Annotated in this window: 11 protein-coding genes; 4 read left to right on the plus strand and 7 right to left on the minus strand. The window is 45.7% G+C overall.

The window, feature by feature from the left end:
- Positions 1-771 (plus strand): ABC transporter permease, encoded by a 771-nt coding sequence (locus A3712_RS17355; RefSeq protein ID WP_063524436.1) that lies wholly within the window; start codon positions 1-3, stop codon positions 769-771.
- A 120-nt stretch (positions 772-891) separates the two neighbouring features.
- Here A3712_RS17355 and panC read toward each other — a convergent pair whose 3' ends face one another.
- The 7 genes from panC to sfsA form a co-directional block, all read right to left on the minus strand.
- Complete coding sequence (panC, locus tag A3712_RS17360) at positions 892-1,782, minus strand: pantoate--beta-alanine ligase (protein WP_004738183.1); 891 nt, start codon at positions 1,780-1,782, stop codon at positions 892-894.
- 8 nt (positions 1,783-1,790) lie between these two features.
- On the minus strand, positions 1,791-2,585 hold the full coding sequence (gene panB / locus A3712_RS17365) for a 3-methyl-2-oxobutanoate hydroxymethyltransferase (RefSeq protein ID WP_063524437.1): 795 nt from the start codon (positions 2,583-2,585) through the stop codon (positions 1,791-1,793).
- 22 nt (positions 2,586-2,607) lie between these two features.
- Positions 2,608-3,093 carry a 2-amino-4-hydroxy-6-hydroxymethyldihydropteridine diphosphokinase gene (gene folK, locus A3712_RS17370; RefSeq protein ID WP_063524438.1) on the minus strand — a complete coding sequence of 162 codons (486 nt, stop codon included), beginning with the start codon at positions 3,091-3,093 and terminating at the stop codon, positions 2,608-2,610.
- Positions 3,090-4,445 carry a polynucleotide adenylyltransferase PcnB gene (gene pcnB / locus A3712_RS17375; RefSeq protein ID WP_063524439.1) on the minus strand — a complete coding sequence of 452 codons (1,356 nt, stop codon included), beginning with the start codon at positions 4,443-4,445 and terminating at the stop codon, positions 3,090-3,092. Before pcnB ends, folK begins: the two co-directional genes overlap by 4 nt.
- A 183-nt stretch (positions 4,446-4,628) precedes the next feature.
- Positions 4,629-5,504 carry a tRNA glutamyl-Q(34) synthetase GluQRS gene (gene gluQRS, locus A3712_RS17380; RefSeq protein ID WP_063524440.1) on the minus strand — a complete coding sequence of 292 codons (876 nt, stop codon included), beginning with the start codon at positions 5,502-5,504 and terminating at the stop codon, positions 4,629-4,631.
- Positions 5,505-5,694: 190 nt separating this feature from the next.
- On the minus strand, positions 5,695-6,141 hold the full coding sequence (dksA, locus tag A3712_RS17385) for an RNA polymerase-binding protein DksA (RefSeq protein WP_004738189.1): 447 nt from the start codon (positions 6,139-6,141) through the stop codon (positions 5,695-5,697).
- Between the two features lie 135 nt (positions 6,142-6,276).
- Positions 6,277-7,002, minus strand: a complete 726-nt coding sequence (sfsA, locus tag A3712_RS17390; protein ID WP_063524441.1) for a DNA/RNA nuclease SfsA — start codon at positions 7,000-7,002, stop codon at positions 6,277-6,279.
- 34 nt (positions 7,003-7,036) lie between these two features.
- Here sfsA and hrpB point away from each other — a divergent pair, with 34 nt between their 5' ends.
- The 3 genes from hrpB to A3712_RS17405 are packed head-to-tail and all read left to right on the plus strand — an operon-like array spanning position 7,037 to position 14,317.
- Positions 7,037-9,541, plus strand: a complete 2,505-nt coding sequence (hrpB, locus tag A3712_RS17395; RefSeq protein ID WP_082856258.1) for an ATP-dependent helicase HrpB — start codon at positions 7,037-7,039, stop codon at positions 9,539-9,541.
- Positions 9,538-11,937, plus strand: a complete 2,400-nt coding sequence (mrcB, locus tag A3712_RS17400; protein WP_063524443.1) for a penicillin-binding protein 1B — start codon at positions 9,538-9,540, stop codon at positions 11,935-11,937. The genes hrpB and mrcB overlap by 4 nt, the downstream gene beginning before the upstream one ends.
- A 37-nt stretch (positions 11,938-11,974) precedes the next feature.
- Positions 11,975-14,317 carry a patatin-like phospholipase family protein gene (locus A3712_RS17405; protein ID WP_063524444.1) on the plus strand — a complete coding sequence of 781 codons (2,343 nt, stop codon included), beginning with the start codon at positions 11,975-11,977 and terminating at the stop codon, positions 14,315-14,317.
- Positions 14,318-14,474: the final 157 nt, after the last annotated feature.

The raw sequence follows: 14,474 nt of genomic DNA on the forward strand, positions 1-14,474 counted from the left end.
ATGTATAGCCTATATTGGACTGCTTTTCGCAGCTTACTGACCAAAGAGATCAACCGTTTTACTCGTATTTGGGTGCAAACGCTGGTTCCACCTGCAATTACTATGACGCTTTACTTCATCATCTTCGGTAACCTGATTGGTGCACGAATCGGTGAAATGAAGGGCTTTAGCTACATGGAATACATAGTGCCGGGTCTGATCATGATGTCGGTAATCACTAACTCGTACTCGAATGTGGCTTCATCATTCTTTAGCGCTAAATTCCAAAAGAACATTGAAGAACTGTTGGTTGCACCTGTACCGAACTACGTGATTATTGCTGGTTTCGTGATGGGTGGTGTGGTGCGCGGCCTATTGGTCGGTACTATTGTGACTTTTGTTTCTTTGTTCTTCGTTGACCTTCAAGTTGATCACTGGGGCGTGATCATTGCGACCGTTTTCCTTACGTCGGTGGTATTTGCGTTAGGTGGTCTTATCAACGCGGTATTTGCACGTACGTTTGATGATATCTCAATTATCCCAACCTTCATTCTGACGCCGCTTACTTATCTCGGTGGTGTGTTCTACTCGATTAGCCTGTTGCCTGAGTTTTGGCAAGGTGTGTCGAAGTTGAACCCTATTGTCTACATGGTGAATGCGTTTAGATATGGCTTCTTGGGTGTATCTGATGTGGGTATTGTGACGTCGTTTGGCGTACTCGGTGTATTTATCATTGTGTTGTATGGCATTGCACATTACCTAGTGACTAAGGGCATTGGCTTACGCAGCTAACTCCGCGCCCCTAAATTGCAGGCAAAGAAAAAGGTCGATATTACATCGACCTTTTTTGTCTCTTTTATTTATACTTTTGCTTTGCGTTAGGAGCTTGTTTACGCAGAGAGAAGAACGCGATTACTCAGCGGTTTCTTCTTTCACTTCTTCTTTAGTTTCCGTTACCAAGTCGAGAACTTGGTTGTCGATAAGACGGGTCTTACCTAGGAAAGCCGACATAAGAATTACAGCTTGAGTGGATTCTGAAGTGATGGCTTGCAGAGTCTTAGCGTCGCAGATGAAGATTTCATCCGGTTGTAGATCTGCAGCACGAAGCTGGTCTGTCGCATCTTCAATCACTGATGCGTAGTCATCACGTCCACCGCGAATTGCGCTGCTGATCCAACGCATAGTACGCGCTAAAACTGGTGCACGTTGGCGCTCATCAATAGTGAGATTGCTATTGCGAGAGCTCATCGCTAAACCGTCCATTTCACGAACCGTCGCAACGCCTACAATTTCAATGTCTAACGCTAGGTCAGTTGTCATTTGGCGAATTACAGCAAGTTGCTGGAAGTCTTTCTCGCCGAAGCATGCAAAATCAGGCTGAACGATGTTAAACAGCTTAGTGACAATCGTCGCTACGCCACGGAAGTGACCCGGACGAGACGCACCTTCCAACATGTGAGATAACCCTGGCACTTCAACAAACGTCTGTTTGTCTAGGCCATCTGGATACATCACTTCTGGCGTTGGTGTAAATACCAGTTCAACGCCTTCGCCAGTCAATTTGCTTAAATCAGCCTCTAACGTGCGAGGGTAGTTGTTCAGGTCATCAGCACGATCAAACTGCATCGGGTTAACAAAGATGCTTACCACGACGATATCTGCCAGTTCACGAGCCTTCTTTACCAGAGTAAGGTGGCCTTCATGCAGGTTTCCCATAGTTGGTACAAAAGCAACCGTTCGTCCATCACGCTTAAACTGTTTAATCTGCTCACGAAGAGCCGCTATTTCAGCAAAAGTTTGCATACTTACTCCTAAGCGATTGTATGAGCATCATCAGGGAAGCGTGCGCTCTCTACTTCTTCTTTGTATAGAGCTACTGCTTTGCGCATGTCACCTGTTTCTGCTAGGAAGTTCTTAGAGAACTTTGGCATGTAGTTCGCAGAAATACCGAACATGTCATGCATAACCAAGATCTGACCATCGGTAACATTACCTGCACCAATACCAATAACTGGCACGTGACAAGCTTCTGTAATTCGTTTTGCCAATGAAGCCGGTACACATTCAAGTAGAACGATTTGAGCACCTGCGTTTTGTAGTGCTAGTGCGTCAGCAACCATTTTATCAGCTTGATCGTCATCGCGACCTTGAACCTTGTAACCACCAAAGATGTTCACAGATTGTGGCGTTAAGCCTAAGTGTGCACATACTGGTACTGCGCGTTCTGTTAGCATCTTCACAGTATCAACCAACCAGCTTCCACCTTCGATCTTTACCATGTTCGCGCCAGCACGCATCAAGGTAGCCGCGCTCTCACAAGCTTGCTCTGGAGTCGCGTAGCTCATGAAAGGCATGTCAGCCATAAGAAGACAATTAGGGCTACCAGCACGCACAGAGCGAGTGTGGTAAGCAATGTCTTCAACACTTACTGGTAATGTGTCGTTATGGCCTTGTAGAACCATACCTAGTGAATCACCGACAAGCAGAACAGGCATCTCTTGGCTTTCGAATAGTTGAGCAAAGCTCGCATCGTAAGCAGTTGACGTCGCGAATTTACGGCCTTCAAGTTTACACTTGATCAGGTCGTTAATGGTTACTTTTTTCATTGGTTTTCCTTAATGCGCCTGGCTATTGCTGCCAAACATTGAGCCCGTTTTTATCTACAATTTTCAGTAGTTCCGTCAGCTCAGTCCCATCAGGGAGTTGTAAACTTGGTGCGATTTCAGCAAGCGGGTAGAGTACAAACTCTCGTTCTTTCATTCCATAATGAGGAATGGTTAAGCGCTCTGAATCGATCACCTCATTGCCGTACAACACGATGTCGAGATCCAAGGTTCTTGGTCCCCAGCGTTCGTCTTTACGGACACGCCCTTGCTCTAACTCGATTTTTTGAGTGCAATCAAGCAGTTCAATAGGCGTTAATTCGGTCTTGATAGCGACTACCGCATTGATGTAGTCCGGTTGATTTTGCGGCCCCATTGGAGTGCTACTATATAGCTGAGAGGTCGCAATAAACGTTGATCGCGGTAGGCTTTTTAGCATTTCGATAGCCAAATTTGCTTGGCTAACTGGGTCGGCGAGGTTGCTGCCGACCGCAATATAAGCAGTTATCATTCGGCTTGCTTACTCTTTTTGTTTCGGTAAGTCTTACGGCGACGATGACCTGACTTTGATGGTGCCGCTACGTCGTTAGCCATTGCTTGACGCATGTTGCGACCGGCTGTCTGATAGCGCTCCCACCATTTTGCTAATTCTTTTGTCTCGCCACCTTCAATCTCGCCACGCATCTCTAAGAAGTCGTAGCCAGCGCGGAACTTGTTGAGCTCCATTAAGCGAACGGCACGTTTACCGTTGCGGCGAGGTAGTCGCAGCTGCAGTTGCCAAACTTCGCGAATGGTTGCTGTGTGGCGACGAGGGATAGCAATGGATTTTACTTGCTGATCAAGAATGATGTTACTTGCTTCCATGATCGCGTCGTAGTGCGCCAGGCCTTGCTCGGCAACAAGCTTGTCTGCCAGCTTGTTCATTGGATACCAAAGAATCGCAGCAAACATGAATGCAGGGTTTACTCGTTTACCATCTTCGATACGAAGGTCAGTAGAGTCGAGCACCAAATCAAGCATTTGCTCAGTCGGTGAGTCGTAATCTTCAGTGAAGTATTCAGCTACCGCAGGGAACATCTGCTGGAATAGGTTGTATTCACGCATCAGGTGGTAGGTTTCTAAACCATAGCCCGATTGAAGTAGTTTTAGAGATTCCTCGTAAAGACGAGCTGCTGGTATGTCTTTTAGAAGGTGAGCCAAACCTTCAATTGGGTCTGCGGTGTCTTCTTCAATATCGAAATCCAGCTTCGCAGAGAAACGCATTGCACGCAGCATGCGTACAGGGTCTTCACGGTAGCGTGTCTCTGGGTCGCCAATTAGACGGATTAGCTTGTCTTCTAAATCTTCTACACCACCTGCGTAATCGTGGATGCTGTAGTCTGCAATGTTGTAGTACATTGCATTGATCGTGAAATCGCGACGCTCTGCATCTTCATCAACACTGCCGTACACGTTGTCACGTAATAGCATGCCTTCTTTCGATTGTGCAGATACGTTTTTAGATGGCTCTTGATGGTGGCCTCGGAAAGTTGCCACCTCAATGATGTCACGACCAAACATGATGTGTGCCAAGCGGAAACGACGGCCGATTAGGCGGCAGTTTCGGAAAAGGTTCTTGATCTGCTCTGGCGTAGCGTTGGTCGCAATATCGAAATCTTTTGGTTGAGAGCCAAGTAAGATATCACGGACACCACCACCGACTAAAAATGCGTCAAAACCCGCACCATTCAGGCGATATAGTACTTTTAGTGCGTTATCGCTGATCTGCTTACGTGAAATATTGTGCTCTTGGCGAGTATAAATATTCAGTGCTAGTTCGTGGAATCCGCGTTGTTCGCTTGGGGTATTGTCGTTTGTATTCATTAGTTTAGAACAAAGTAGGTATCGCCAACTTTGCTTTTCTCTTAGTCCAAAGTGGTAGTGCAGAGTTTAATTGCGGCTAATAATAGCTTAGCGCGAGCCATTTGAGAACATCGTCTGCTTAACCACAGTGATTGGTTATGGCATTTCTGTGTATCGTTTGTACTATTTGCCGTTAGTTTTGAGCTAATTGCAGTGTTGTTTTTGTAAACTATCAGGTAATTGAGCAACGTTCCATTGCTGGCAGCCCCATGCCAAAATCTCATCAATTGAAGCTTCACAAACGTCCTTGGGAGTTTCAAAACCTAAGAACTGCATGGCATTGATCAGTGTTGGTTTTGGGTTATCTAAGTCAATAGCGGTAGCGTGATTCTGCTTTGATAGTTTATTACCAGACGCGTCGGTCGCCAAAGGCAAGTGCAAGTAGCTCACTGTATTTTGTTTCAGTGTCTTATAAAGACTGATTTGGCGGCCCGTAGGTTCGATGAGATCAGCGCCTCTCACCACTTCCGTTACGCCTTGCTCGATATCATCAAGTACCACGGCTAAGTTATAAGCAAACAGACCATCACGGCGTTTGATGATGAAATCTTCTTCAGCTAATGCTTTAGGAATTTGAATGGTCCCATGACGAACATCGTTGAATGACTCGATTGGGAAATCCATACATAAACGCACGGCTTGCTCGCCCGTATCAGTTAACCCTGCCTGTCGACAATGGCCATTATAGAAACCACCCAAGGCTTTTATCTGTTTGCGCGTGCATTGGCAGTAGTAGGCCTGGTTGTCATCCATCCATTGATCAATTTGAGTTTGGTACAGATCGTGACGTTGGCTTTGATAAACAACTTTGCGATCCCAAAATAGGTGGTAAGCCTCAAGTGTCTTCAGAATCAGGTCTGCAGCGCCAGCTATTTCTCTTGGGGGATCTAGGTCTTCCATACGTACCAACCATTGTCCCTGATGAGATCTTGCTTGGAAGTAGCTGCCAAGAGCAGCAACCAGTGAGCCAAAATGAAGAGGACCTGACGGTGATGGTGCAAAGCGCCCGATATAATTCATATGTGAACAACCTAATCCAGAGGATACCGCAGTAGCCGATTCTTAAGACGTTTAATGTGTTTCTTGTATGCAGTGAGTACTGTTGTTGCTTAGTACTCGTTTTTACACTGCTATTTGCTATCTAAGGTATATCGCTTAGGCAGCAAACAAAAAAGGGAGCCAAAGCTCCCCTTCTTTACATTCGCAAGAATTAACCCTGCATTTGTTTCTCTTTGATTTCTGCAAGTGTTTTACAGTCAATACAAAGGTCAGCAGTTGGACGAGCTTCAAGGCGACGAATGCCAATCTCGATACCGCAAGAATCACAGAAGCCGAAATCATCTTCTTCGATCTTGTCTAGTGTCTTCTCAATTTTCTTGATTAGACGACGCTCACGGTCACGGTTACGTAGCTCTAGGCTGAATTCTTCTTCTTGAGAAGCACGGTCAACTGGGTCTGGGAAATTCGCTGCTTCGTCCTGCATGTGGTGCACAGTACGATCAACTTCTTCCCTGAGCTGGTTGCGCCAAGCTGCTAAAATTTTTGTAAAATGTTCCGTTTGCTCAGGTGACATGTATTCTTCACCTGGCTTTTCTTGGTACGGTTCAACACCTGCGATGGCTAGGATGCCTAGCGCTTTTTTCTTAGATTCTGGCATACAGCATCTCCTATTTACACCTAGTCAACTGCAAAGCAGCTAATTTTAAGGCGGGTATCTATAGCAGAAAGAACGAATGGTGGCAAATACTCTTATTCAAACTTGCAATCCATGTGATTTGTTCAACATCTTTGTTCAGTTATTGATAAATTCAACAGATTGTTTTAGTTGTATTTGAGTACTGCTGAGCTCTGCTTTATAGCAAAGCACTTCAACTCCAGCGTCTTGTGCTTGTTTTAGTAATAACGAATATTTGGCGTCTATATGGTGTGCTGCAGACACTTTTTCAATACCTGAATGTAAAACAGTAAATAAAAGTACGGCTCTATTTCCAGATTTGACCATTTCTGTGAGTTCACGCAGATGTTTTTGGCCTCTGGTTGTCACCGCATCAGGGAAAAAACCTTGCCCTTCAGTTGAGGTCTCTTGTTCATCGAGTAAGGTGACACTTTTTACTTCGATATAGCAAGGCGGCTTTTCGTTATCTTCAAGCAGAATGTCAATTCGACTGTTCTCGCCGCCATACTTCACTTCGGTTCGTAACGCGTTATAACCTAAGAGTTCAACTATAGTCTTATTTTCAATTGCTTCCACTGCTAGCTGGTTTGCTCGCGCAGTATTTACACAAATCCGGTGACCTTTGTCCGTTTCTGAGATCTCCCAGCTGTTTGGGTACTTTCTTTTTGCGTTATCGGAGGTTGAATACCACACAGTATTACCTGGAGTCGCGCATCCTGTCATCGCTCCAGTATTGGCACAGTGAATAGTACGCTCGCTGCCGTCGGGAAGTTTGATGTCAGTGAGGAAACGTTTGTAGCGTTTGATAAGAGTCGCTGACTCTAATGGCGGATTGAACTGCATATTACTTATTTAGACGGGTAGGTTTTTATGTACAATGTTGCCAACATTACACCACAAGGTTCTCCCATTGCCACAACTGCCCATAGAAGCTGTGATGCCAGATCTGCTCGCTGGCATAGAAACACATACTCAACTTATTCTTAAAGCGGCTCCCGGTGCGGGTAAGTCAACGTTCTTCCCTTTACAGCTGGTTAAGACCAATGCCGTTCAAGGCAAAATCATCATGCTTGAACCTAGGCGATTGGCGGCAAGAAACATCGCGACATATTTAGCTAGCCAGTTAGGTGAAAAGGTTGGGGAGAGCATTGGTTACAGAGTTCGTGGTGAATCTAAAACCAGCAGTGCAACTCGCTTAGAGATCGTTACCGAGGGGGTCATGACCAGAATGATCCAAACCGACCCAGAACTCATTGGGGTCGATATGGTGATCTTCGATGAATTCCATGAGCGCAGTATTCATGCGGATACGGCATTGGCGTTTAGCTTGGAGATCCAAGAAGCGCTACGTGATGATCTGAAAGTGATAGTGATGTCGGCCACTTTAGATCAGCAAGCTCTGCAATCATTGTTGCCAGAGGCTAAGTATGTTGAGTCGCAAGGTCGCACCTTTCCGGTTGAATTCCGTTACCAGCCTATGGGTACTAATGATTACTTGGCACCTAAAATGGCGAACGTGATTCGTTCTCTGATGGAGAAGGAGTCGGGGTCACTATTGGCGTTTCTACCTGGAGTATCAGCAATAAAGCAGGTGGAAGCTCAGTTAGAGAACTTAGCCTGTGACATTGATGTGTGTCCTCTATACGGGCAGCTTAACTTTTCTCAGCAACAGAAAGCGATAGCACCATCAGAGAAAGAGCGCCGCAAAGTGGTATTGGCCACCAATATCGCGGAGACCTCTTTGACTATCGAAGGTATTCGATTAGTGGTGGATTCGGGGCTTGAAAGAGTCGCTAAGTTTGATTTGAAAACTGGTACCACCAAGCTCGAGCAAGTCAAAATCTCACAGTCTTCAGCTGAGCAGCGTGCGGGGCGTGCTGGGCGAATTGAAGAAGGTCTGTGTGTTCGTTTGTACAGCGAAACGCAGTTAATGCAGCAACCCGCTGTACCTGAACCGGAAATTCTACATTCCGATCTATCCTCGCTAGTGGCAGAATTGACACAATGGGGCACAGCAAATGCGGATGAACTGCAATGGCTCGATATTCCACCACGAGCCTCTATTGAGCAAGCCAAGCAATTGCTGAAAAGTCTTGAGCTATTAGACACTCATGCTCAATTTACTCTGCTAGGTAAGCAAGCTCAGCGATTAGGTCTTGAGCCGCGAATTGCAAGCATGCTGATCAAAGCTCAGCAGGGCAGTCAAGCCTTGTTGAATGTAGCTATTGTTACTGCCGCTTTATTGGAAGAACCAGAGCGCAATGTTACGGATATTCAGCATTCGTTACATAGGCTAAAACAAAGAAAGCACTCTAAAAATAGCGTTGTGACTCAGCGAGCGAAAAACCTCGCTAGCAAACTGAATCATCACTTAGATTTGTCACAACTTGACGAATCATTGCTACCATTGGTGCTTTGTTTTGCATTCCCAGATCGAATAGCTCAAGCGAGAAGTACTAACAGCAATGCTTTTTTGCTAGCAAATGGCCATGGCGCAGAGGTGCGTGATGACGATCCATTGGCAAATAATGATTACATCGTGGTGATTGATTTGATGCGTAGCTCTGGGCGTGGGCGTGCTAGTCAGGTTTTCTTAGCGACGCCCGTTGATATTGCACAGCTAGAAGAAGCATTTCCAAAGCTTTTTGTTTGTTCAGATTATGCTGACTGGGACGAAAAACGAGGCCGCTTAGTCGCGGAGCAAAGAGTTACTTTGGGTAAACTTGTTATCAGCACCAAGGCTTTACCTGAGCCTGATGCGAGTCAGATTAGCCAAGCGCTGTTGAATTATATCGCGCGATGTGGACTGGACCGTTTACATTGGACGCCATCTGCGAAACAACTTGTTGAACGCGTGCGCTGCGCTCAACTTTGGATGCCGGAGCATGATTGGCCAGAAATGGACGATGCGAGCCTAGTTGAGCATCTTGATGTTTGGTTGTTGCCGTATTTGAATGGCGTTAAATCTGCGAAAGGGCTGGCGAACGTTTCGATTGAGCAGGCATTGTCGGCGTATCTCGGTTGGCCTCTAAATCAAGAGATTGACCAGTGGTTGCCAATATATTATGTGATGCCTACAGGCAGTAAAAAGGCTATCCGATATCAGTATCAATCTGAACCCGTGATCTCGGTTCGAATGCAAGAGGTCTTTGGTGAACAAGACTCACCATTGATAGCCCAAGGGCGTAAAAAGGTTGTGCTTGAGTTACTTTCTCCTGCACAGCGCCCACTACAAATTACTCAGGATTTAGCTGGCTTTTGGGCTGGCGCGTACAAAGAAGTGCAAAAAGAGATGAAAGGCCGTTACCCAAAACATCCTTGGCCCGATGACCCTGCTAACCATGTTGCAACCACTAAAACTAAACGACAGTTGAACCGATGATGACCAAAATGTTAACGCCAAAAAAGGCACCACCTAAAAAAGCGCCAGCAAAGAAGTCACCAGCGAACAAAGCAAAACCTAGAAAGCCGAGGGCGGCCGCTAAGAAAGGCAAATCGAAAGCGAAAAAGGCGGGTAACAGAGGTTGGTTAAAGATCCTATGGGGTATAGCGTGGAAGGCTGGCTTAGCACTGGCTGCGTTGCTGTTGTTTTTCGGTATCTACCTAGACTCTGTAGTGAAGCAGCGCTTTGAGGGCCAGTTATTTGATTTACCAACGGTCGTTTATGCGCGAGTGTTGGATTTATCCCCTGGTACTCAGATTAGCCTCGTTCAGGTGAAGAATGAACTGGATGTACTGAATTACCGTAAGGTGAGCTCTCCTCGTCATCCTGGTGAGTATTCCTCTTCATCAACTAAAATTGAGATGATTCGTCGTCCGTTCGAGTTTGTCGATGGGCCGGAAGCCGATCGCCACGTGATGTTGCACTTCAATGGTAATGAGTTAACTCGTATTCAGTCGCTGGAGAAGAAAGGCGACATGGGGTATTTGCGTGTCGAACCTAAGATGTTGGGTATGCTTGAGAAAAGCAACGATGAGCAACGTCTGTTTCTAAAACGTAACCAATTTCCTGAAGTGATGGTTGATGCCTTGTTGGCGACGGAAGATAGAAACTTCTATCAGCACGATGGGGTTTCACCCTTGGCGATTGCTCGTGCGATGGTGGTTAACGTCAAGGCTGGGCGTACTGTACAAGGTGGTAGTACACTGACACAGCAGCTCGCGAAAAACCTGTTCCTATCTAGTGAACGTACGCTTTGGCGTAAGATTCGTGAGGCTTATATCGCGCTTATCTTGGATCATCGTTACAGCAAAGACCGAATTTTAGAAGCTTACTTAAACGAGGTTTACCTTGGCCAAAATGGCGGTGAAGCGATTCACGGTTTTGGTTTGGCTTCGCGTTTGTACTTCGGCCAACCGATTCAAGAATTGCGTATTGACCAGTTAGCCTTGCTGGTGGGCATGGTCAAAGGGCCATCGTATTACAACCCAGTTCGTTACCCAGATCGCGCCAAAACTCGAAGAGATCTGGTTCTGCGCTTGTTGATGCAACAAGATATTTTGACTCCAAGACAATATGAAGAAGCAGCAAGCCGTGATTTAGATATTCAAGACAATCCGCGGATTGCCAGCCGTCAGCCTGCTTATTTCCAACAGGTCAACATCGAACTGAAAAAGTATGCTGGTGATAGGTTCCAAGCGAAGAAAGGGATACGTGTCTTCACCTCTTTAGATCCGGTTTCACAAGACAAACTAGAGAAGTCGATTGCTCGCAAGGTACCTGAATTATCGAAAACGGCGGGTGATAAATTAGAGGCTGCAGCGATAGCAGTAGATCGCAACACTGGTGAAATCCGTGCGATGGTCGGTGGTAAGCGTACTGGCTACGACGGCTTTAACCGTGCGTTGAATGCAAGCCGTCCTATCGGTTCTTTGGTGAAACCGGCGGTTTATTTAACCGCACTTGAGCAGCCTGAAAAGTACACCTTGGCAACGACCTTGATGGATACGCCACTTAGCTTAAAAGGCAGCAAGGGCAGTGTATGGAGCCCGAGAAATTTCGACCGTAAGTTCCGCGGCGAAGTGCCTTTATACGTGGCACTGTCTAAGTCCTATAACGTGCCAACGGTTCGTCTAGGGATGCAGTTAGGGATTGATAAGGTCTCCGACACTATAGGTAAACTGGGTGTCGATAAAAACGAGATTCGTCCAGTACCATCGATGTTTTTGGGTGCATTCTCTCTGACACCATTCCAAGTGTCTCAGATGTTCCAGACCATCACCAACTCAGGTCGTATTGCTCCTTTGTCTGCGCTTCGCTCTGTCGTTGATAGTGACGGTGAGGTTTTATACCAATCTATCCCTCGAGTATCGCAGCGCGTTGACCAGCAAGCTGCTTGGCTAACCACTTACGCAATGAAGCGTGGTGTATCTGAAGGTACAGGTCGATTCCTACAGAACCAGTTTGCATGGGCAGGGTTAGCCGGTAAAACAGGTACTAGTAATGACAGCCGCGACAGTTGGTTTGTGGGCGTTGACGGACGCGAAGTAACAACTATCTGGCTGGGACGTGATGACAATAAACCGACTAAGCTCACTGGTTCTAGTGGTGCATTGCGTGTCTACGCTGATTACTTGAAGCAGAGAACGCCTGAACAACTACTACTGCCTTGGCCAACCGGAATCACAACCGCGAGCTTCACTCGTACGCCTGATGGTGCGTTGGAATTTGACTGTGATGGTGCAGTTAAATTACCGGTTTGGGATGAAAATGGAAACATTAAAAAGGGCTGTGAAAGTCAACCAAAACAGTGGCTAAAGAAGCTTTTTCAATGGTAAAGTCATAACAGAAACAATGGCAAGGATAGTGTAAATAATGATTTCTCGTTGGTTAGTGAGCGGCTTAGGTATGGTTGGTACGGTGATCAGTTTTCAACTGTTCGCAGCGACTGCAACACAGGTTGATTCATCCGAGCATGTGGAAGTTGAACCAGCTCATAAGAGGCCAACTGTCGCTCTTGTACTCGCAGGTGGCGGCGCAAAAGGTGCCGCTCATATTGGCGTACTTAAAGCGCTCGAAGAGATGCAAATCCCGGTTGATTACATTACCGGTACCAGCATGGGGTCATACGTTGGTGGTCTTTATGCGACAGGGATGAGCGCAGACGAGATTGAAAGCTTTATTTACACGGTTGATTGGAAGCATGGTTACCGTGACCGTGTAAACCGAAGTGACCGTCGTATACGAGACAAAGAGTATGAAGATCGTTACCAGTTGAATACCGACCTTGGACTGGGTTGGGAAGAAATTAAAGCTAAAAAAGGCGTGGTGCAAGGCCAGAATATGCTTCGCATTTTGCGTGAAACTACAGGTAACTTATCGCCTCTCGACTCTTTTGACGATCTTGCCATTCCTTTTCGCTCCGTTGCAACTGACATTATTGAACTTGAGGAAGTGGTGATTGACCACGGCCATCTTGTCGATGCCATGATGGCAAGTATGTCGGTACCTGGCGCTCTTCCACCTTATGAAGTTGATGGGCGAATGCTAGTTGACGGTGGTGTAACCAACAACATGCCAGTTGATGTCGCAAGGGCGATGGGCGCAGATATCATCATTGCGGTTGATATCAGTACCAACTACAAAGGCAAAGAGGATTTTACGACCTTTTTAGCCGCTGCCGACCAGCTCTCCAATTATCTTGTTCAGCGTAGTACCCAGGAACAAGCTGAAACACTCAAAGACAATGATGTATTCCTCCAACCTGATGTTGGAGAAATGGAAACCACTGAATTCGATAAAATGCCATCAGCTTACGAAGCTGGTTACGAGTCTGCTAAGCAGCATTCTGCTGAACTTTCTAAGTTGTCACTCTCTAATGCTGATTACCAACACTACATCGAAGACAAACAAAAGGCACGCAGACAGCTGAAGCACGGTGACAAAACTGTGGTTGATAAGGTGGTAATCAACAACAACACCCACTATTCAGATAAGCTGCTTGAGAATCGCTTGAACCTTCATTCAGGCAAGGTTCTCAAAACCAGTGAAATTGAAGCAAAAGTACAAGATCTTTATGCATTGGATCGATTTGAGTTGATCACTTATGAGTTCGATAATGTTGACGGGGAAGAGCAACTTACAGTTGATGTTAATGAAAAATCTTGGGGGCCGAATTACCTCAACTTTCGTTTCTTCCTTGAAGATGACTTTTCAACGGATAGCCAGTATTCACTGGGAGCTTCTGCTAACTTTACTGACCTAAATGCACATGGTGCAGAGTTAAGAACTAATTTAGAGATGGGGACTGACAAGCGTATCGAAGCTGAGCTGTTCTCCCCATTTTTTTCTAGTCAAAAGCTTTTTACTTCAGCATCTGTTACCTACAGTAAACAGAATCGAAATTTGTCTGTAGGGAGTCAAGAGATAGCAGAGCCGACGTTAGATGTAACTGAAAATTACCTTTCTTTGACCTACAGCGAGTATATTGGTGAATTCGCAATAGGTTATCAGCCAAATTTGTGGCAAGAGCTGAGGTTTGGCGTGCGTTATAAAAATGGTCAAGTAAGTATGGCTTCGTTACCTGGATTTGGGGGGGGCGACTATACTCGTTTAGGCGGTTTTATCAGGTATCGGTTAGATACATTGGATGACTTCAATTTACCAACTGAAGGTCATTTTGTCGATCTTGAGTATTTTGTCTCACATGATGATTTTGAAAATGATGACAACGGAACCTATGAACCCGATTTAGCTTCTCAAAGCGATACAGTCTATGAGTTCTCTGCGAACTTGATGGTGGCAAAAAGCTATGAGCGACATACGTTCGTTGGTAGGGCTGATTATGGCGTTGTGGAGAGTAAGAACTCCATTTTTCCAATTGATCCAAAAGAGCTCGGTGGCTTTTTAAATCTTTCAGGTATACCTCGAAATAGTTTGATTGGTCAAAACCTGGCTTATACCAGTCTTATTTACCGATATAGATGGTTTGACAATGATTTCGGGTTGTTTGAATCCCCTTTCTACGTAGGTGCATCGTTAGAATATGGCGGCGTTTGGTCGAATAATAACTTAACCTTTGATGAAGCACCTGTGTATGCTGCAGGGTCTGTTTTTGCGGGTATCGACTCCCCTATAGGGCCAATCATCTTGGCCTATGGACGCACGGAAGATAACTTCGATTCGGTTTACTTAATTGTTGGCACGTCTTACAAATAATCATGCGTAGAGTCGTCATTTTAGTGCGTAAATAGGCAAAATAGTGGGACTTTCGTCCTAACTTGCTATGTTGGTCAAAATGATAAGATTTTAATTTAACGTTAAATTTGCTATCCTACCGCCCACAGTTTGGTCTCTATGACGCCACTCATCAATA

It is taken from the genome of Vibrio sp. HI00D65 (assembly GCF_001635455.1).
Classification (GTDB): Bacteria; Pseudomonadota; Gammaproteobacteria; order Enterobacterales; family Vibrionaceae; genus Vibrio.

Excerpts from the sequence above, each read along its gene's own strand:
- A3712_RS17355 (WP_063524436.1), top strand. The coding sequence starts at position 1 with ATGTATAGCCTATATTGGACTGCTTTTCGCAGCTTACTGACCAAAGAG.
- panC (WP_004738183.1), bottom strand. The coding sequence starts at position 1,782 with ATGCAAACTTTTGCTGAAATAGCGGCTCTTCGTGAGCAGATTAAACAG.
- panB (WP_063524437.1), bottom strand. The coding sequence starts at position 2,585 with ATGAAAAAAGTAACCATTAACGACCTGATCAAGTGTAAACTTGAAGGC.
- folK (WP_063524438.1), bottom strand. The coding sequence starts at position 3,093 with ATGATAACTGCTTATATTGCGGTCGGCAGCAACCTCGCCGACCCAGTT.
- pcnB (WP_063524439.1), bottom strand. The coding sequence starts at position 4,445 with ATGAATACAAACGACAATACCCCAAGCGAACAACGCGGATTCCACGAA.
- gluQRS (WP_063524440.1), bottom strand. The coding sequence starts at position 5,504 with ATGAATTATATCGGGCGCTTTGCACCATCACCGTCAGGTCCTCTTCAT.
- dksA (WP_004738189.1), bottom strand. The coding sequence starts at position 6,141 with ATGCCAGAATCTAAGAAAAAAGCGCTAGGCATCCTAGCCATCGCAGGT.
- sfsA (WP_063524441.1), bottom strand. The coding sequence starts at position 7,002 with ATGCAGTTCAATCCGCCATTAGAGTCAGCGACTCTTATCAAACGCTAC.
- hrpB (WP_082856258.1), top strand. The coding sequence starts at position 7,037 with ATGTTGCCAACATTACACCACAAGGTTCTCCCATTGCCACAACTGCCC.
- mrcB (WP_063524443.1), top strand. The coding sequence starts at position 9,538 with ATGATGACCAAAATGTTAACGCCAAAAAAGGCACCACCTAAAAAAGCG.
- A3712_RS17405 (WP_063524444.1), top strand. The coding sequence starts at position 11,975 with ATGATTTCTCGTTGGTTAGTGAGCGGCTTAGGTATGGTTGGTACGGTG.